Annotated in this window: 16 protein-coding genes; 10 read left to right on the top strand and 6 right to left on the bottom strand. The window is 60.8% G+C overall.

Annotated elements, in window-relative coordinates:
- Nucleotides 1-150: 150 nt before the first annotated feature.
- The 4 genes from lldD to WFP78_RS10125 form a co-directional block, all read right to left on the bottom strand.
- The gene (gene lldD, locus WFP78_RS10140) at nucleotides 151-1,347 is read right to left on the bottom strand and encodes an FMN-dependent L-lactate dehydrogenase LldD (RefSeq protein WP_336961376.1); all 1,197 of its coding nucleotides are present in this window, start codon (nucleotides 1,345-1,347) and stop codon (nucleotides 151-153) included.
- A gap of 127 nt (nucleotides 1,348-1,474) precedes the next feature.
- Complete coding sequence (locus tag WFP78_RS10135; RefSeq protein ID WP_336961373.1) at nucleotides 1,475-2,356, bottom strand: LysR family transcriptional regulator; 882 nt, start codon at nucleotides 2,354-2,356, stop codon at nucleotides 1,475-1,477.
- A 341-nt stretch (nucleotides 2,357-2,697) separates the two neighbouring features.
- Nucleotides 2,698-4,002 (bottom strand): metallophosphoesterase family protein, encoded by a 1,305-nt coding sequence (locus WFP78_RS10130; RefSeq protein ID WP_336961370.1) that lies wholly within the window; start codon nucleotides 4,000-4,002, stop codon nucleotides 2,698-2,700.
- Nucleotides 4,003-4,012: 10 nt separating this feature from the next.
- Complete coding sequence (locus WFP78_RS10125; protein ID WP_336961367.1) at nucleotides 4,013-6,232, bottom strand: TonB-dependent receptor; 2,220 nt, start codon at nucleotides 6,230-6,232, stop codon at nucleotides 4,013-4,015.
- 246 nt (nucleotides 6,233-6,478) lie between these two features.
- Between WFP78_RS10125 and WFP78_RS10120 the strand changes: the two genes are divergently transcribed.
- Entirely contained in the window at nucleotides 6,479-7,144 is a 666-nt protein-coding gene (locus WFP78_RS10120; RefSeq protein ID WP_336961364.1) for a TetR/AcrR family transcriptional regulator, read from the top strand.
- A gap of 507 nt (nucleotides 7,145-7,651) precedes the next feature.
- On the opposite strand, the gene WFP78_RS10115 is transcribed toward WFP78_RS10120, so the two are convergent.
- Nucleotides 7,652-8,176 (bottom strand): hypothetical protein, encoded by a 525-nt coding sequence (locus WFP78_RS10115; RefSeq protein WP_336961362.1) that lies wholly within the window; start codon nucleotides 8,174-8,176, stop codon nucleotides 7,652-7,654.
- Nucleotides 8,177-8,279: 103 nt separating this feature from the next.
- On the opposite strand from WFP78_RS10115, the gene WFP78_RS10110 reads away from it, so the two are divergent.
- Complete coding sequence (locus WFP78_RS10110; protein WP_336961359.1) at nucleotides 8,280-10,697, top strand: TonB-dependent receptor; 2,418 nt, start codon at nucleotides 8,280-8,282, stop codon at nucleotides 10,695-10,697.
- A gap of 79 nt (nucleotides 10,698-10,776) precedes the next feature.
- Nucleotides 10,777-11,847 (top strand): tyrosine-protein phosphatase, encoded by a 1,071-nt coding sequence (locus WFP78_RS10105; RefSeq protein WP_336961356.1) that lies wholly within the window; start codon nucleotides 10,777-10,779, stop codon nucleotides 11,845-11,847.
- A 44-nt stretch (nucleotides 11,848-11,891) separates the two neighbouring features.
- Here WFP78_RS10105 and WFP78_RS10100 read toward each other — a convergent pair whose 3' ends face one another.
- Nucleotides 11,892-12,062, bottom strand: coding sequence for a hypothetical protein (locus WFP78_RS10100; protein WP_336961354.1), 171 nt, complete (start codon nucleotides 12,060-12,062; stop codon nucleotides 11,892-11,894).
- A gap of 236 nt (nucleotides 12,063-12,298) precedes the next feature.
- On the opposite strand from WFP78_RS10100, the gene WFP78_RS10095 reads away from it, so the two are divergent.
- The 7 genes from WFP78_RS10095 (at nucleotide 12,299) to WFP78_RS10065 (ending at nucleotide 19,245) form a co-directional block, all read left to right on the top strand.
- Complete coding sequence (locus WFP78_RS10095) at nucleotides 12,299-12,541, top strand: hypothetical protein (RefSeq protein WP_336961351.1); 243 nt, start codon at nucleotides 12,299-12,301, stop codon at nucleotides 12,539-12,541.
- Nucleotides 12,492-12,797 carry a hypothetical protein gene (locus WFP78_RS10090; RefSeq protein ID WP_336961348.1) on the top strand — a complete coding sequence of 102 codons (306 nt, stop codon included), beginning with the start codon at nucleotides 12,492-12,494 and terminating at the stop codon, nucleotides 12,795-12,797. Before WFP78_RS10095 ends, WFP78_RS10090 begins: the two co-directional genes overlap by 50 nt.
- The gene (locus tag WFP78_RS10085; RefSeq protein WP_336961345.1) at nucleotides 12,761-13,090 is read left to right on the top strand and encodes a hypothetical protein; all 330 of its coding nucleotides are present in this window, start codon (nucleotides 12,761-12,763) and stop codon (nucleotides 13,088-13,090) included. The genes WFP78_RS10090 and WFP78_RS10085 overlap by 37 nt, the downstream gene beginning before the upstream one ends.
- Nucleotides 13,091-13,421: 331 nt before the next feature.
- Nucleotides 13,422-13,928 carry an RNA polymerase sigma factor gene (locus tag WFP78_RS10080; protein WP_336961342.1) on the top strand — a complete coding sequence of 169 codons (507 nt, stop codon included), beginning with the start codon at nucleotides 13,422-13,424 and terminating at the stop codon, nucleotides 13,926-13,928.
- On the top strand, nucleotides 13,915-14,847 hold the full coding sequence (locus tag WFP78_RS10075) for a FecR family protein (protein WP_336961339.1): 933 nt from the start codon (nucleotides 13,915-13,917) through the stop codon (nucleotides 14,845-14,847). The genes WFP78_RS10080 and WFP78_RS10075 overlap by 14 nt, the downstream gene beginning before the upstream one ends.
- Nucleotides 14,848-14,973: 126 nt before the next feature.
- The gene (locus tag WFP78_RS10070) at nucleotides 14,974-17,805 is read left to right on the top strand and encodes a TonB-dependent receptor (protein ID WP_336961336.1); all 2,832 of its coding nucleotides are present in this window, start codon (nucleotides 14,974-14,976) and stop codon (nucleotides 17,803-17,805) included.
- A gap of 171 nt (nucleotides 17,806-17,976) precedes the next feature.
- A complete protein-coding gene (locus WFP78_RS10065; RefSeq protein WP_336961334.1) occupies nucleotides 17,977-19,245 on the top strand; it encodes a ComEC/Rec2 family competence protein in 1,269 nt (422 codons plus the stop codon).
- Nucleotides 19,246-19,669: the final 424 nt, after the last annotated feature.

Here is a 19,669-nt window from a genome sequence, read left to right as displayed (position 1 = left end):
AGGTCCGCAAGAAGGCCAGGATGATCCCGATGCTGCCTGCTTATGCTGTCGCATATTATGACATTGCGGAGAATCTTTTTGAGAATGGTATTGATCCGTCCCCAGGGCATGATCTTGGCTTCTCTCCTCGGGTGAACCCGTTGCGGGCGGTCAGGCGGGGCCTTTCGTAACAAATACCGGCTTCGGCTTAAGTTCGGCGCCGAGGTGCTTCTCGGCGCATTCCAGGCTGGCGCGGGTGATCTCGGCCGGCGACCTCGCGCCTGTCAGCGTCATCGTCACCTTCATGTCGGCGGCGAACAGTTCCAGCAGATGGGATACGCCTCGATGTCCGCCCGCCGCCAAAGCGTAGATATAGGCGCGGCCGAGAAGGACGCCTTTGGCGCCGAGCGCAAGCATGCGCACGACATCAAGCCCCGAGCGGACCCCCGAGTCGACCAGGACGGTAAGGTCGTCACCCACCGCATCGACGACATAAGGCAGTGCGCGGGCTGTCGGGCTCGCGCCGTCAAGCTGGCGCCCACCATGGTTCGAAACCACGATCCCGTCCGCGCCGAGGCGCACGGCGTCGCGCGCGTCCTGCGGATCGAGCAGGCCCTTGATGACCAGCTTGCCTTTCCAGCTTTCGCGAATCCATTCGAGATCGCTCCAGCCGATCGACGGGTCGAAATTGGCGCCGAGGAAGCCCATATAGTCGCTCATGCTCATCTTTCGCCCGGTATAGGCCTCGATATTGCCGAACGACAGCGGGCGGCCGAGCAAGCCGACGTCGAGAGCCCAGCGCGGGTGGACAATGGCCTGCATATATTGGCGGAGCGTCGCCGCCGGCCCCGACATGCCTGAATGGCGGTCGCGATAGCGTGAGCCGGGCACCGGCATGTCGACCGTGAAAACCAGCGTCTTCATGCCGGCCGCCCAGGCGCGCTCCAGCGCATTGTGCATATAGCCGCGATCCTTCAGCACGTAGAGCTGGGACCAGAGTTCTCCGCCCGCACCCCGCGCCACTTCCTCGATCGGGCAAACGGAGACGGTCGAAAGCGTATAAGGGACCCCGGCCGCTGCTGCGGCACGGGCGGCCTGGACTTCGCCGCGGCGGGCATACATGCCGGTGGCGCCCACCGGGCCGAGGGCGACCGGCATGGCCCATGTGCTTCCAAGGATATCGGTGTCGAGCGTGGGTGCGCCGACACCCTGAAGCACGCGCTGGCGGAGCGCGATGGCCTGCAACGCCTCGACATTGCTCTTCATGCTGTTCTCGGTCACGGCGCCGCCATCGATATAGTCGAACAGGAAGCGCGGGAGCTTGCGCCGTGCGGCCTCGCGATAATCGGTCGGAGCAGAAATGATCATCTCGTCTTTCCCTCGTTTGGGCGCAGCCAGGCTGTTGCGGGTTGACAGCGTCAATATCAAAGGAGGCTATATGAAGGAAATGAGATATCAGACTATATCCCAGTCGTCATGGGAATAGCCTTCCTGCTCAAGGCCCGATCTGGCCCTTCGCCATCTCCAGCCAGGCGCGGGCAGCATGGGAGACATAGGCGCCACGGCGCCAGACCATCGCCAGCCGCCACTCGGTTTGCTGCTCGGTCAGCACGAGCACGCTCACGCGCGCGCTGCGAGACTGTTCGGCAAGGAAGCGCGGGAGGAAGGCGACGCCAAGGCCGGATGCCGCCAGTTCGACGAGGAAGTCGACCTGGCTGCTCCGGGCGGTGACGACGGGCTCGAACCCGCGGCGGCGGCACGCATCGGCCACGAGCCGGTTGATCGCGAACCCCTCGGCGAACAGGATGAAGGGCAGGTCCTTCAGGGTGTCCATGTCCACGGAGGTCCGGCAAGCCAGCGGATGGTCCGCAGCCAGCACCGCCATCAGCGGTTCCCGCTTCACATCCTGCCAGTCAAAATCCTCTGTATCTGGCGGAACGGTGGCCGCCAGCTCCAGATCGCCGGAGCGGACCAGGTCGATCAGGCGATCTCCGCCATGTTCCGTCAGGCGCACCTCGATCCCGGGATAGGCGCTCCGGTAGCGCGCGAGCAGCGGCGCGAAAAGGCTGCTGCTGGCCACCGGCGCGAGTCCCAGCCTCAGGGTGCCGCGCGTCAATCCGCGCAGCTCGGCAAGCTCCGCCGACAGATTGTCGCGGTCCGCCAGCATCCGCACCGCGCGCGGATAGACGACCTCGCCGAGATCGGTCAGCCGCGGCGGATGTCCCGTGCGGTCGAGGAGCGGCGCGCCAAGCTCCTCTTCCAGCTGCTTCACGGCCTTGCTGACCGTCGACTGGGTGGCGAAGACTGCCTTGCCCGCCTGGGAGAAGCCGCCCTGCCGAACCACCTCTACGAATGCGCGTAATGTCCGGAACTCCATGAGCATTCCATAGCAGAATGAGTACCAGCCAGAATAGTCGTTCCGGCTATTTTCGGCGAAAGGCCGGGCGGGCCTGATGCTGTCGAGGAAAGCGCATGGCAAGCAGCGCATTCACTGCTCCAACGCCGCGCCACCCGGCGCGCGCGGCGTGCAATAACGAGCGTCCATTCGAAGAGCGCCTGCGGGTGGATTGGGCCGGTATCTCGACTGCACGCCCATGCCCGCCGACGGCATATGGTGCCGCCGTCGGGGTTTGCCGCATGCCGGTTCCTCAGCCGCTCAAGCCTCGTCGAGCGAAGAACCGGTGCCGGATGCACCCTGCGCTGAGCGTCGACGCTCTCTCAACGGGTGCCGATCCTGGCTGCCTGGAAACGCTCCTTGAAATCGTCCAGGGGAAGCGTGAATTCTTCCTCGGCGATGAATGCGGCATCGGAGAGCTGGGGTTTCTCCGCCGCCTTGTAGAAAGCCGAATAGGTCGGCAGCCGGTCGGCAGTCGACTTGTAGTGCGTCGAATAGGTGCGGACGCGCACGGTCGGCGTGGCGGCCATCAGGTCGAACCGCATGAGCCGCAGCCAGCCATCACCCAGACCCACCCGCGACTTCGCGCGATCGGGCGCGATGGCGATGAAGGCCTGATGCCGCTCCTGATAATCGGCCATGATCTGGTAGACCTTGTGGCCGAAGCGATTTGTGTCGACGCGGCGCGATTGCCCATATTGGTGGCCGCTCAGCACCATGAAGACCTGGTCCTCGCGCGACACGAGCTTGGTCCAGACATCCTCGGGATTGTTGTGGGCCGGGTCGACGGCCTTGAAGTCGACGGCCGCCATGGGCTCGCGATCGCCTTTGGGGTTGAGATGGTCGTGCGTGGAGATGATCGTCGGCAGGCCCGGATGCGCCTTGATCACGCCCTCGGCCCAGCGGAGCACGTCATCGGCCGGCGCCATCTCCAGCCCGATATGAAGGAAGCGATAGCCGCCGGCGGTGAACAGCTGCGCGCTGTCCGCACCGTCATGATAGCTGGCGACATACCAGTCCTTGCCCTTGAAGAAGGGCGTGTCCGCGCCGAAGACAGAGGTCCAGTTCTTCAGGCCGCCATAGGCGAGCATGCCATAAGGGAAACGGTTGTTGCCCGGGTTTCCCGGATCTTCGGCCGGCGCATAGCGGGCGTCGGACCAGTTGGCGTCATAGTCGTGATTGCCCGGCACCACCGAGAAGGGCAGCTTGCCCGCGACGATCTGATAGGCATGGCGGGCGATCGGCATCTCCACCGTGCGCGTGCGCGGATCGGGAACGATATCGACGTCTTCCAGGAATTTGTTCGCAATGGCCTTGAAGCCGCGCGCGCGATGCTCCGCGTCCATCCGTTCGGTGGGATGCTCCCAGACGTCGCCGACCGCCGTGGCGAACGCGATGTCGCCGCCCTGCGACTGCGCGTTGCGTGCGATATAGTCCATTTGGTCATAGAGCAGTTCGCGCGCGTCGAACGGAAAGCCCTCTTCGGTCTGGTGGGTGAAGTCGGTATAGAATTGCGTGTCGGGAATGACCGCGACGGTGAAGGAGCCGTCCTGCGCATGCAGGGCGGAGACGGGGATCACCGCCAGGATGAACGAAGCCAGGGTGACGGCGGATTTCCGGATGATCATGGGCTTCTCCTCAGAAATCGAAGCGGACGCCGCCGCCGATGGTTCGGGGCGCGCCGGCCAGGCGTGACGTGGCGGTCAGATCGGTGAAATAGATCCGGTCGGTCAGGTTGCGGGCATAGACGAACAGGGTGATCCGCTGCTGTGTGAATGCGAGATCCATCCGCGCGTTGAGGAGCGTATAGCCGGGGGCGTGCCCGCCTTCATTATTGTCGAGCCGCTTATATTCGCTGCTCTTGCGCCTCGCATCGACCGCCGCGGTCAGGTTCCAGCCCCGCCCGCTGTCGTAATTATAGGTGAGTTGCGCATTGCCGGAAAAATGCGGCGCGGCCGGAAGATCATTGCCAAGGTTCACCGCGACCAGATTGGGGTTGGACGAATCGAACGCCAATATCCTGGTGCTCAGCAGCGTGGCGCCGCCATCGACCGACAACCGGTGCGGGCCGGACTGCACAAGCGTCATCCCCGCCGCGATATCGACACCATAATCCCGCGCCTTGGCGACATTGGTGCGGATATTGGCGGTCGTCTGCTGCCCCGCGAAGATCTGGGTCGTATTGGCCTGGAGATTGTCGAAGTCGTAGTAGAAGGCATCGACGTTCAGGAACAGGCCGTGCGTGCCGGCGATCTTGAAGCCACCCTCATAGGCGCGGACATTCTCCGACTTGAACGGCAACGCTTCCGGCGTGCTGAAGATCGACGAGCCGTCGAAACCGCCCGCCTTGTAGCCGGTGCCATAGGAGACATAGATGTTGCTGTTGTCCGAGGGACGATAGGACAGGGTCAGGCGGCCCGAGACATTATCGTCCGAGAAGTCATTGTCGAAGACCACCGGAATGCCGGGCACCGCCGCCTTTGCGGTGGAGATGCCGAACGGATCGACATCGATGGTCGAACCGGCATAGTTGGCGTCGTCCTTCGTATATCGCAGGCCGCCGGACAAGGTCAGGCGATCGAGCAATTTCCAGTCCAGCTGGCCGAACGCCGCCTTGCTGGTGCGCGTCTGGGCATAATCGGTGAGGAGATTGGTGCCGAGCACGTCGAGCGCGAGCAGGTCCGTCCGGAAGCTGATGCGGTCATGGATATAATAGCCGCCGACAACCCATCCGATCGGTCCTGCGTCATGCTGCGACACGCGCGCCTCCAGCGAATGCTGGCGGATATGGTCGGAGAAGTTGAAATCCAGATTGCGCTGCGGCGAGCCCGTGCCTTCGCCCTCGAAATAGCGCTTTCCATCCTGGTAGCCGGCCACGAGCGCAAGATCGATGCTGTCGGTCAGCTTCTGGTCGAGCGAGGCGGAGACGCCCCATATGTCGATCCGCTTCTTCTGCCGGCGGTCGGAATAGAATGTGTAGGGATCGTTATCGGGCTCGATCCAGCCGCTATTGGCCACGCCGCCGCGCGAATCCTGCTGGATCGGCTCGCCGCGATCGCGGCTGCCGAACAGCTTGACGATCAGCTTGGTGCCGGAAGACGGCTCGATATCGAGCGTGGCGCGGCCGGCATAAAGATTGCGGTCGCCCCAGCCATTCTGCTTGCCCGGATCGGGAACCGGCCCGACGACCGAGTAATAGACCTTGCCCGCGAACGCGCCGGCGCCCTCGGCGGTCTGATAGCCCCCGCCCTGGTCCACCGTTCCGGCGAGCCGAAGACCGACGCCCTGGGCAATCGGCAGGCCGACCGCGCCCTCGATCCGGTAGCGGCCATAGCTTTCGACGGAAGCATCGGCATAGCCGTTGAGCACATCGCTCTTGCTGCGCGTGATGAGGTTGATGACCCCGCCCGTGCTGTTGCGGCCATAAAGCGTGCCCTGCGGCCCCTTCAGCACCTCCACGCGGTCCACGTCGAAGAACGGGACCGTCTGGAAGACGTTGGACGCCTGATAGATGTTGTCGACGTGCATGGCCACGGACGAGCTGCCGTTCGGCCGATAATCGTCGGTGGCGCCGACGCCGCGGATGCTGATCGATCGCGATGCGCTGCCACCGTAATCCGAGTTCACGCTGACGCCGGGGATCTGGTCGACCAGATCCGCAAAGCTCGTGACGCCATGTTTCTCGATCCGGTCGCCACTCAGCACGCTCACTGGCGCGGCGACGGACACCAGCGTCTGCGCGCGCTTGGACGCCGTGATGACAATGTCGTTCGGGCTACGGTCGGCGGACTCTTCCGGCGATTGCGTTTGCGCCAAGGCAGGAAACAGGTTGCCAGACAGGCCCGTAGTTGCCAACATGACGAGAAGATATTTCATTGGGGCGACGAGTTTCATAAGTAACTCCGTATATATAGAGATAAAATTCAGGATATCGGATCAGATTGCATTGAAATCATGAAGGATTATTCCGTTGTTGCTTACAACAACGGTGGAATGAAGATATGGAACCTCATATTATTATGAGAGACTTGCGATACAGCTTATGATATGACCTATCGACTAAAAAATCTTACTCACAGTCTAGTTTTTTGATATGACGAGATCATGACAGTGTCGAATTTTCTGGATCAATGGCGCCAACTGCCCGCGCTTCAGCGCGATCGGAGGAGCGCCGATCCGCTGGGCAAGCAGGAACGCACGCGTCGGCGCCTGCTGGGCTTTGCGATGCAGCTCTTTGCCGAAAAGGGTTACGAGCCCACAACGGCGGCGGACATTGCCGCCGCCGCGGGTGTGTCCCGCGCGACCTTCTTCGCGCATTTTCCGACCAAGGCCGCCTTGCTCGGAGAGATAAGCCGCACGCTGGCCGAACAGTGGGCGCTGGAGCCGGCGCCGGCGGACGAACAGCTCGGGGAACGGCTGCTCCGTTTCGTCACCTTCCTTTTTCGCGAGAGCGAATCCAACGCCATCACCAACGCCCTCCTCGCGGATTTCGTGACAACCTATGGCGATGACATGGGCGCGGGCAGCGGCCTGGGTTCGGTCCATCACTGCACCGAGCAGATGATCCGCGATCTCCAGGACGGCGGCCTGTGGACGCGCGCATGGTCGGCCGAAATGCTGGCGCACTTCCTGCTGATCACCTTCAACCGCGTCAGGCCGGAACTCGAACATCTGAGCCCGAAAGACGCGGCAATCGCCATGATGGACCTGCTATCGTTGGGCGTGAGCATCGAGCGAACGCAAAGAGCCGTCAGCCCCCCTTCCGAATAAGCGGCATCCGCCTGACGGAAAACGCTGACGCGCTCAGGACCGAGCGCGACGGCGTGGCATTGCGGATGACGAGCCCGCGGCTGTCGACGTCAACGGCATGATCGAGGCGCCGCCGACCAGTTGCTCCTGTCCCCGAGGCCGACCGCCGTGGAGTAATCGGTCGCTGCAGGCGTCCGGCTCCCGTTCCTGGCAGACGACCTGTTCGTGAACTTCCACGCCGAACGCTCGGAGACGGACTTCCACGTCTTGACGAAGCCCCCCGGAAGGGGGTCGGCGAGGCTGACTATTCAAAGCGGAGAAGGACCCCGGATCGCGTCGAACGGCAGCTTATAGGAACATATCTGTTGCAGCAGAATGACCAAAACCGAGCGCTCAGCAGTTCATCCGCACTATGCGTCGCATAGTGCCGAAGCAGCCACTGCATCGGCCTGCACAAAATTGCGGGGGCAGCATGCGCTTTCCTCAAGCCTGCTGAAATCTGCCCAACATCCATTTGGCCCGGCCGTTTCAGCCGGGCCACCCCATCAGGACGCTTGTCAGGCACAGGGTGGAGATGAACACAACCAACGGCCAGAGCGATTGTTTCGTCAGAGCCCCGACCTGCTGGCCAAGCCAGGCGTCCGTCAGCAGGCCTGAAAACCTCAGACCGATCTTCGACGTGGCAGTGAACCAGCCATAGCTGCGTGCGGCCATCGCCTGGTTTCCCTCCAGCCCAAGACGCGACAGAAGCTCGGAGAAGGCGGACCAGGCAAGCAATCCGACACCCCCAATGGACTTGCCCAGCACCGACAGGACGACAATCGTGCCCACTATCCCTTGCGCGATCGCTACCAGCAGCGGCCAGCGCCGCACAGCGTAAAATCCTCCTTGCAACCGGGGCGAATATGTTCGTTCAGATTTGGCTGGGCAGTCGCTGGCGATCAAGATTGCTCCAGGTCGCGACAATGGCCGGTAAAGCTTCTCTACTTGCCGATCGTTGATGTCACAAAGATGACATAAGACATATTCACTTAAATGAAGCAAAAAATTCATATAAAAGTCATTTTATGATAAAAGAAATTACATTTCTGCAATGTAACATTGCAGAAATACAGAGACGCCAATGGAGCGCTTCCAATTGCACGGGGGCTTCATCATGTTTTTCCATCAAGCACGTCTGTCCGGGCGCATTCCGACGGCCACCGCATTTCTTGCGCTGAGTTTTGCTCTCACCGCAAACGCTGCGACGGCTGCTGAGGCGGTTCCCGCCGAGGCAGCGGCCGACGACGCAGGGTCGCTGGCAGAGGTTGTTGTTACCGCCGAAAAGCGGCCACAGAACCTGCAGAAGACGCCGATATCGATCTCGGTGCTGAGCGGGGATGATCTGGTCAATCGCCACGTCCAGTCGCTGACCGATCTTGGCGACGGTGCGATCCCGTCGCTGCGCGTCGCGCCTTTCTTTTCGCGCCCCGGCGCGTTGATCGTCAACGTCCGCGGCGTCGGCGTCTTGTCAGACAGCAATCAACCGGCGCGTGACCAGGGCGTCGGCATCTATATCGACGGTGTCTATCAGGGCCGCCCCCAGGGACTGGGCGCCACGCTCTACGACGTCGAGAATATCGAAGTGCTGAAGGGCCCGCAGGGCACGCTCTTCGGTCGCAACACCGAAGGCGGCGCAGTCAACATCGTCACCAAGCGGCCGAGCGGCGAGTTCAAGATGAACAGCACCGCCGGCGCCGGCAATTTCGGCAGCTACAAGGGCGAAACCCATATCGACCTGCCGGAATTCAACGACATCAGCATCAAGATCGACGCCGTCGTCAGTCACCGTGACGGGCTGATCAAGAACCCGCTCGCCAGCGCATCGGACTTCAATGGCTATGACAAGCGCGGCGTCCATGCCGAAATGCTTTGGAAGCCGCTGCAGAACTTCACCGTCGACCTGGCGGGCGACGCATCATATGACGCGACCACCACGCTATATCAGCAGCTGCTGGCGCCCGGCACCAACAAACTTGCCGCCGCCGCGGTGATCCAGGATCACCGCGCGGACACCGCCGCTGTCGGTTCACCCCAGCAACCCAGCATCGGCAAGTCGAAGGGCGTCCGCCTCAATCTCGAATGGCAGGCAGCGCCGTCGCTCATGCTGAAATCGATCTCGTCCTACCGAAAGCTCACTCAGAGCCAGTTCGACAATGGATCGGGTGCCACGGCGATGCAGCAAGCGCTGACCACGGCAAACCCGACCGGTAATTTTACCGGCTTCGCCTTCTCCCGCTATAGCCTCGCTTATTTCAAGCAAGATCAGGTCAGCCAGGAATTCCAGGCGATCGGCGACTTCGGCGACCAGTTGAAATACGCCTTCGGCGCGCTCTTCTATCAGGAAAAGGTGACCGACAACGCGCAGGCCTTCAACACCAATACATTCACGGACGCCGCCGGCAGCGCCTACACCATAGCCAATATCGATCCCGCGACGCAGCGCATCGATCGCGCCAGCCATGTGAAGACCACCAGCATCGGCGCCTATGGTCAGGCAACCTATACGCCCGCGCTGATGGACGACATGTTCCACCTGACGGTCGGCGCCCGGTTCACGCGGGACAAGAAGGTCGGCTCGCTGTTCATCGTCAACAATGCGCCGCCGGTCATTCCGATCAACGGCATCAATGTCTCCGGGCCGATCGGCCTCGATTCGTCCTGGTCGCGGGTCGATCCGCTGATCAACCTCTCGGTCGATCTTTCGCGCGACATGCATGTCTATGGAAAGTGGAGCACCGGCTACAAATCGGGCGGCGCCAATTCGCGTGCGCTGGACTATGAGCCCTTCAACCCGGAAACGGTCTCGATGTTCGAGATCGGCGCCAAGACCGAATTTTTCGACCATCACGCGCGCTTGAACGTGGCGGCCTATTACGGCCACTACAAGAATATCCAGCTCGACTTCAGCGGCCTGTACGAGGATGTCGTCAACGGCGTGCGCGTCGCGACAACGCGCACGACGACCAACACCGTCAACGCACCCGGCACCGGCAAGTTGAAGGGTGTGGAGGCCGAGCTTACCGTCGCCCCGGTGACCGGTCTGACGCTGACGGGAAGCTACTCCTACAACAGCGTGAAGATTCCCGACACGCTCAACCCCTTCCCACAGACGGGCGGCGTTCTCATCACCGTTCCGATTCCGATCTATCAGGTCTACACACCGGAGCATTCGGCGAGTGGCGCGATCGATTATGAAGTGCCGATGGACGGTTTCATCATCCGCGCCCATCTCGATGGGGCTTATGACTCGGGCTATTATGGCGCCTACACCGACTCGGCCTATAATCCGGTGACCCGCGCAGTCACCTTCAAGCAGCCCAAAGGCGATTCCGGGCTGATCTTCAACGGAAGACTCTCCCTGGCCGACATCGACCTTGGCGGCAACGGCACCAAGCTGACCATCTCGGCCTGGGCGCGCAACCTGTTCAATGAGGAGCATGTCTTCCTGAAGTCGGGCGCGCCCACGAGCGGCTTGGCCGGCTTCTTCAACGACGCGCGCACCTTCGGCGGCGAAGTCAACATGAAGTTCTGACCATAAAGGCGGCAGGCGGGCGTCATCCAGTGTCGGGATGGCGCCCGCCCCCGCCTGAAACGCATGCAAGGATCATGATATGATGACCAGATGTTCCACGATGCTCCTCGCCCTGGCGACAATATCCGTCAGCCAGTCGGCCATGGCCGGAACCGTTGACGGGGCGCAGGCGGAACGTACGGCGGCCGGGGCGTTGTCAATCGAATGGAACGACCGCGATCCGGTCGATGTCTTCATGACGGACAATCCCGCAGGCGGGATCTCGCAGGCCAAGCTGCTCTCGGACAATGATCGTGACGGCCGCTATGTTCTTCCCGCCGCCGGGGTCGAACGCCGCTATTTCCTGTTGCGCGACGAGAAGACCAAACGCGTGGTCACGGTTGCCGAACGGCTGTTGCCGCTGGAACATGGGTCCAATTTCCGGGATATTGGCGGCTATCCGGGCGCGGGCGGAAAGCATGTCCGCTGGGGACTGATCTATCGATCGGGCGCTTCGGCGATGTTGAGCGATGCAGACATACAGCAGGTACAGGCGCTGAGGCTGAAGGAATTGGTCGATCTGCGGTCGAGCGAGGAACGTGTGCTCGCCCCCACACGGATCGATGGCGTGCCCTACACCGCGGTCGGCTATTCCATGGCGGCCGTGCTGAAGCCCGCCGGCGGCAGCGGCGAAATCAAGAATGGCGGCACGATCTACCGCAATTTCCCGACCTTCCTGGCCCCCCAGCTTCGGATCGTGTTCGATGGCCTGCTCTCGAACAAGGGGCCGATCGCTTATAACTGCTCCGCCGGGCAGGATCGCACCGGCTTTGTGACGGCAATGATCTTGAGCGCATTGGGAACCCCACGCGACGTGATCATCCAAGACTACCACCTGTCGACGAAATATCGGCAGCCGGTGAATGAAATGCCCAAGATCAACCTGGCGGCACATCCGAACGATCCTGCCGCTGCGCTCTTCGCCAAATATCAAGACGATCCCCATGCAGCGGTAGCCCAGCCATTGAAGGAAGCGGATGGAACGCCATTCCTGTCGTCCGCCTTCGACGAAATAGACAAGCGCTGGGGCTCGGTAGACGGCTATCTCGAAAAGGAGATCGGGCTCAACAAGGTGGACATCGCCAATCTGCGCCGGATCTACTTGCAGTAGCCAGCCATGACCCGGATATATCGCCTCAAGGCAGATATCGGTTATCAGTGCAATCTGCCGGAAGCGTAGATGAGCGCTGCAATGGAGCCGACGCCGGAAACGCGCATCAGGCAGGCGCAGATCGGATCGGCGACGGCGCGCGCTTCCGGCAAGCGATTATAGGCGCGCAACCGCCCCTCGATCAACGCCATGGATGTAATGGGCGGGGCGAGCAAGACGTCCAGATCAGGCCGCTGGCGTTAAAGCACGGCCAAGCGTTCAGCACGCTTGCCGGAGATTCTGGCCGAACCCAGGCGCAGACCAAACAGCTTCAAAAGCCCGCGCAACTGGTTGATCATGGCAGTATGCGATGTGACCAGCTGGGCACGGCTGCATATGGCAGCGCGGTCGACATGTGCGGCGGAGGCCTTGATCGCTTCATTACCTTCCGAAAGAACGAGGGCCTGGGCGGATGGACGTCAATCGCGACCTGAAGGCGCTGCGCGGGAGCCTGAGCCATGGCTGGAAGAACGAGCTGATCACGTCCATGCCGTTCGTCCATGACGTCGACCCCAAAGACCGAGCGAAGCCTCGCAACCTTGTTTACACGCCCGAGCGCGTCGCTGCGCTGCTTGAAGTGGCTGCGCGCCGCGAAGATCGGCATCATGTCCCGCTTCTACATCCTGATCGCGATGAGCACATGCGGACGGTCTGAGGCGATCCTCGATCTTGATGCCTCGCAGATCCGCGACGGGCGTATCCACTTTCTCGCCGACGCGCGCGGCCAGACGAAGAAGCGGCACTCGACAGTCCCAGTCGCGCCGACGCGCGCGCCATGGCTTGAGGGCGTCAAGGGCAAGGTCATCGTGTCACGTGTGCCGAAGCTGGAGAAGAACTGGGCAGTGCCAAGCATGCCGGAATATTATGAGCGGCTATGCTACGACCTTCGCCGCGCGTTCGAATCGGCCTGATCGAAGCAAGTATCTGCCGCGAGATGTTCGGCGCAGATGCCAATCAGCTGTTCCACCCGATTCGCCGCAAGCTCGGCGTGCCAGAAGGCCAGATCGATGCCGCGGCCGGACATCTTGGCGACAGCACCGGCAAGCGCAATTACAGGCACTTGCGGCCAGACTATTTGTCAGAGCTGATGAATGCGGTCGAGGATTACTGGTCCGAGATGACGCGCCTGACTGCTATCCATTTGCGGTCCCAACACGACCCAAAATCGTCTCATTCGCCTCTGCGTCGGCAGCCGCGAGAATAAAAACAGATAATTCCAATGGTTTGTGATAGTGCGCCGCGCTGGATAAAACCGATAACTATGTGACGCACTGCCTACTACGCTAGAGCCGCCTCCTGCCGCATTCGTCCGCCCTATGCCGCCCGCACATGCTGTCGCGCACTATGCCCTTGCGGAAGACTTTGGTGTTGAGAATAGCATTGATCTTTCCCTACGGCGAGGTTTGACCGATTGCAGAGAATGACGGCTTAACGACATACAGCCCCGAGAAAGCTATCACGATTGCAGTGCGATCCCGACAGCTTGGTTTGCGTGCAGCGATACTGTCACAAACCGATCATATAGGCTCGCGCCGATGGCGGTCACCACCTCTCTCCTGCGGGCGCAACGGGCAAACCTATTGCAATATGTGGGGCGGCAGGTTCGCGACTCCGTGCTGAGCGAGGACATCGTTCAGGAGGCATATGTCCGCCTTCTCAGTTTCGAGGCAAAGCCCGAGAGCAAGGTCAAGGATGCTCCAGCGCTCCTGCGCCGCATCTCGCTAAACCTGGTACGCGACCATTTCAGGCGCGCGAAGCATATCTCGCTGGCCGAACTGTCGGAAGCGATCGCCTGCCCGTTGCCCACCCCCGATCAGCAGTTGGAGCGCAAGCAGCTTGTCGATCTGGTTTTCGAAATTCTAAAGGCCATGCCTCGCCTGCGTCGTGAGGTATTCATGCGCCGCCGCGTCAATGGCGAGTCCGCCGGCGAAGTGGCTGACGCATTGGGTCTGTCGCCCAGCGCCGTGAGCAATCACGTGGCGCGGGCAATTCTGAATTTGGATGCAGCGATTGAAAAGGTCGAACAGCGTGGCAGCCGTTAACGAGATCGACCCGATCAAGTGGGAAGCTGCGCAATGGGTTGAGCGTCGTATGGACGATGGTCCGTTCGACGATTCCGCCTTCGGAGACTGGATCGCGGAAGATCCGCGCCATCAGTCGGCGTTCGACATCATGTGGCGCCGGATCATGGGGCCGGAATTGGGCGTCGCCCTTCACGACTATGGCCGTCGCAAGGCTGCGCGGCGCACGGCGCTGGCCAGTGTGGCAGCCGTCCTGATGGTTGTCGCTGGCGGCTATAAGGCAATGCCGTTCGTAGTGCTGCAACTGACAACGCCGACCGAGTTCGCAGCGGCCGACGGTACGGCTCGCGAGATCAGCCTTGAAGATGGCACCCGCCTGACCCTGGGCGGCGGTGCCAGCGTCAAGGTTCGTTATACAGGCCATGACCGGGTCATCGAACTGAGCCAGGGCGCCCTGTTCGCCCATGTGGTCCATGATGAGCGCCGGCCTTTCAGGATCGAAACGGGCGATGCCGAGATAGTCGACATCGGAACCAGCTTCGAGGTTGTGAGCAAGCCGTCAAGCGTGCGTGTGACGGTCGCTGAGGGCATCGTCGATTTTGCGCGCAGCGGTTGGTTCCGCACGCCGGTCAGGCTCGATGCCAACGAGGCTGCCCTTCTCGATCAGGCGGGGTTGAACCGACTACCCAATGTCGGAGCTGGTGATGTTGCGCCATGGCGCGGCGAATGGGTCGAATATAAGGGGGAGACGCTTCGCGAGGTTGTGGCTGATCTACGGAGCCTGTCCCCCGTTCCCATCGAAATCGCCAGCCAGCGTCTTGGCGATCAGCCGGTGAGTGGACGGATACGGCTTACCGACCCGATGGGTCAGTTAGAAAATCTGTCAGTCATCCAGGGATTCAACATCCGTAAAACTGAAGATCGCATCATAGTTTACTAATTGAAAATCCATTTCATGATAGTGAACTCAATACGTCATTAAAATGTAACAATAAAAATTGTGAAATATCGAAAGGAGTAGCGTCTTTGGTTTGAACTCGTTTATTTTGAACAGGGGATTACCAAAGTGTCTGCAATACAAGGTTCGCTTCGCATCAGCGTCGCTGCGTTCGCTCTCGCCATCGGCACCGTTTCGCCCGCCATCGCGCAAAGCAGGATCAGCCTGCCTTCCGCCAGCCTCGAAGACTCGCTCAACCGGCTCTCGCGCCAAGCCGGTGTACAGATCCTCGTCAACCAGACGCTGGTGAAGGGCAAAAAGGCTTCCGCAATCAGCGGCGCGGCATCGGCCGAGTCCGCCCTTCATGATCTGCTGCGCGGTTCGGGCCTGACCTATGAGAAGCGCGACGGCACCTTCCTTGTCGTTCGTGGCGGCAGCTCCAGGCCTGCCCAGGTGGCAAGCGCCGCTTCCATGGCGACTACGGCAATGGCGTCGGAGCCGGAAGACGAGCCTGCCAACGAAATCATCGTCACGGGTACGAAGAAGCGCCTGAGCGCCTCGCCGCAGGATGAGAAGCAGATGTCGATCGCCTTCGTGGCGACGGTCGGCTCGGAGGAAATGGCCAAGCGTACTGACACCAGCGTCGTTGCGGCGCTGGAGCGCCTGCCCGGCGTTGTGCGTCAGCGCGGTACGCAGACCTCGCAAGCCTGGTATCCTGCGATCCGTGGCTTCTCAGGTTGGTATAACAGCGTGTCGATCGATGGTGGCATGCTTTACCTCTCGACGCGTAATCAGCGCGGCGTGCCGCTCGACTTCATCCCGACCGCCGTGGTGAACGAGTTGGTCGTCAGCAAGACCGTCACGCCGGAAATGGATGCAAACTCCATTGGCGGCCACATCGATGTGCGCACGCTGCGCTCGTTCGACAATGACGGTCAGCCGCTGACCATGCTCGACACCCAAGGGGTATTCTACTCGCAGCCCGGCTCGCTGAACAACGCCAACCCGTCCTATGCCATCAACGGCGTCATCAAGCGGACCTTTGGCCCGGACGGCAATTTCGGCTTCGTGCTCGGCGGTTCCACCCACAAGGATCAGTATAGCGAAAAGATCAACAATTCCTCGGGCTTCGTGCAGCGCGATGGCGTCGACATCCCCTCAGGCAATTTGCAGCGGGGCAATTACAACAGCCGCGCCCATGGCCTCAGCCTCATGGGCAAGCTCGAAGGCCGTGGCGACAAGTGGTATGGCTATGTGGCCGGCAACTACTTCCGGGAGCGCATCTGGCGCGACCTGACCCGCTCGAACGTCTCGATCGTTCCAGCCAACGTGACGAATGTGGCGGACGGCACAGGCAGCTTCACCGGCGCAACTCCGACCGCGCTGTCGCAGATTTACTACAACGACCGCAAAGTCTTCTCGGTTCGCGGTGGTTTGGAATATCAGACCGGCGAAACATCGAAGATCGTCGCCAACGCATCGTATCTCGATGCCAATTTCGGCGAAGGCTTCTGGACGGGCGGCTCTTTCACCCCGGGCACCGTGTCGGGCACCTACAACGTCACTGACCGTACCCCGGGCACGACGATCTCCAGCGCTGTCAATCTGAACGATCCCACGCGGTGGATGCAGGCTGCGGGGACGGTTGCCACCCAGGAAGAATACCCCCTGTCGACGAGGATCGTCACCGGCAGGATCGAGTTCAAGTCGAACAATTTCGACTTCTCGGACGGCATCGGATTCGATGTAGGTGTCGATTACCGTCGCATGTGGCGCAAGCTCAGCCAGTATCAGGATCGCTCGGTCCTGGCATCGGCGATCAACGTCGGCCAGGTGCTGGATGACCGCTCGACGTTCAATGGGGCAAATCCCGCTGCACCGATCTACATCGACCAGAACAAATATTATAACCTGATGCGCTCGCTCGGCACGACGACGCGCGTCTATAACGACACGGCTAATTACGATCTTGACGAAACCGTGATCGCGCCCTTTGCCGCACTCTACTACACCACCGAAACATTCCGTGTGATTGCCGGTGTTCGCTATAACATCACCGACTATGACAACTCGGTCGCCACCATAACCAACGGCGCGATCACCCCGCTGAACACGAGCCGCAGGCTTCCATATCTGCTGCCCAACGTTCAGGGTTACTACAATCTCGGCGGTGGCTTCCGCGTCCGCGCCGCCTACACCGAAACGACGGCGTTGCAGAACTATGGCGACTTCGCGACCGGCATCACGACAAACGTTGACGGCAAGGGCAATCCGTACGTCCAGGGAGCAAACCCACTGCTCAAGCCTCGACTCTCGTTCAACGAGGACGTGAGCCTCGAATGGTATGGCGACAAGGGCTATGTGTCGCTGGGATATTTTCACAAGACGGTGAAAAACGAAGCGGTGAGTATTCGCCAGGAGAACTACGATTCCAATGGCGTGCTGATATCGACCACCCAGCAGCCGGTCAACGCAGGCAGCGCCAATGTTCATGGTATCGAGTTCGAAAGCCAGATCCGCGACCTGACGGGTATTTCGCCATTGCTTCGCGGCCTGACGGTCGATCTCAACGGTGCATGGTTCGCCTCTACGACCGACCTGCTGGTCAGCCAAGGCGTTACCCGGTCCCTTGATGGTTTCCGACAGCAGCCCAAATGGGTAACGAACCTGATCCTGACCTATGACAACGGCCCGTTCTCGGCCTCGCTGATCGGGATGACCCGCGGCAAGGCGCTACTGTCGATCACATCCACGCCAGCAACTGACGTTTACCTCAAACCGTTTAGCACGCTTGATGCCAAGATCGGCTACCAGCTGACCCGCAACGTCAAGCTGTATGCCGAAGGCCGGAACCTGACCAACTACTGGTACAAGGAAGTCACGGGCGTGAACTCCGACAAGATTTCCACCGCGATCCAGGGCGGCCGCACGTTCATCGTCGGCGCCAAGATGACCTTCTGAAATTAGAGTCTGGCTGGAATAGCCTCCCTGATGACCTGGTCGGCGTCCTCTCCAGACGCTGGCCGCGTCATTCTTCGGGCTGGGCCAAGTGTCATCTCGGGCGATCGTGCCGGTACCGAGTTAGCCAGCGGACGTCGCCGGCACTGAATTTACATCCGAAGGGAAATCCTCATGACCGACCATTTCGGTATTCGCCGTCGCACTGCCCTTGGCCTTCTTGGTGGCGCATTGTCCGCTACCTTGGTGAGCGGCATGGCGCGGTCGGCCGCCGCCATCGGAACCTCACTGCCGGCGTGGCAGCCAGGTATGCTCGACATCCATCATATCTCGACAGGACGCGGCAACTGCGCGCTCTTCATTTTCCCCGATGGCACCACTGCCATGATCGATGCTGGCGACCTGGCCGGAAGCGAGCCTCAGTATCTGATCGATTTTAAACCCGACGCGTCACGCCGGTCCGGAGAATGGATGGGCCGCTATGCCAAACGCCACCTTGCCGCGGCTGGCCGTCGCGAGATCGACTATTTCATCCTCACCCACTTTCATAGCGATCATATGGGCTCGGTCGTCCCAGGGTCGCCGCAGGGACCGGACAATGCCTATTGCCTGACGGGCGTGTCGGACGTGGCGCAGATCTTGCCGATCAATCGATTCCTCGATCGTGATTTCCCTGAATATTCCTACCCTGTGCCTCAGGCCGACAAGAGCACTCTCAACTACATGGCGTTCGTCAAATATCAGCAGGCGCACGGCAAGAAGGTCGAGCGATTCAAGCCGGGCAGCAACAGTCAGGTCGCGTTGTTGCGTGCGCCGAATAAATTTGCAAATTTTCAGGTCCAGAACCTCGTGTCGAACGGTGAGGTATGGACCGGCCATGGGAGCGAGACGGTCAAGCGTTTCCCCGAACTCTCTGATCTTGCCAAAGCCGATTACCCGACCGAGAATATGTGCTCGCTGGCGCTCCGCCTGAGCTATGGCAAGTTTGACTATTACACTGGCGGCGATCTGCCCAATTTCGACAATTACGGCGCAGCGCCGTGGCGCGACATTGAAACGCCAGTGGCTCAGGTCACTGGTCCCGTCGAGGTCGCGGTCGTCAACCATCACGGCTATACCGACGCTGCTGGTCCCGGCTTCGTGAGCGCGCTGCGCCCCCAGCAGTTCATCATCGAGGCGTGGGATTCCGCGCATCCTGTGGTGAACACGCTGGCGAACATGCAGAGCAAGCTGCTCTTTCCGGCTGACCGCGAAATCTTCGAGACCGCGATGAAGCCGGAAAACGTGATCGCCAACAAGGAAATCCGCAAGATGACCAGCACAAACGGCCACGTCGTCGTGCGGGTTGCCCCTGGCGGAGATACCTACGAAATCTTCGTTACCACGAACGCTGACGAAAGCGATCGCATTGTCACGGCGCACGGACCTTACCGATGCAACTGATCGGCGATTAAGGCACTGTGCCGGGGCGGTTGACGCCTTGGTGCAAATAAGAATGCAATATCCACAGCGGACAATCGCAGCCTTGGCTATAGTCGTGCTCCAAAGCCGACCGAGCACAGAGCCCCAACTGCGAACGATGTCGCACCGATTCACTTAAGGTCTGGCAAACGGCAGGTTTGAGAATTGGCGATCAGCCTCATGAGCGGCGACAATGGGCGCAACCTCGGCCATTTCACCGGAATGGATTCGAATTTTCTGCCATCGTATACCGCCGTGCCACACCCACAGCGTTAGCCCCCATTTTGGGCCGCCATAGTGTCGGCGGTCACCGGCGTTGAAAGGCGGCGCTAGGCAGCGTGGACAAATTTGAGCCAGTATCTGGCGGTGGCGATGTGGACCATGCCCAGGAAGCTGTTTGCCAGTT

It is taken from the genome of Sphingobium aquiterrae (genome assembly GCF_037154135.1).
GTDB classification, from domain to species: Bacteria; Pseudomonadota; Alphaproteobacteria; order Sphingomonadales; family Sphingomonadaceae; genus Sphingobium; species Sphingobium aquiterrae.
This window is presented reverse-complemented; position numbering and strand designations above follow the sequence as displayed.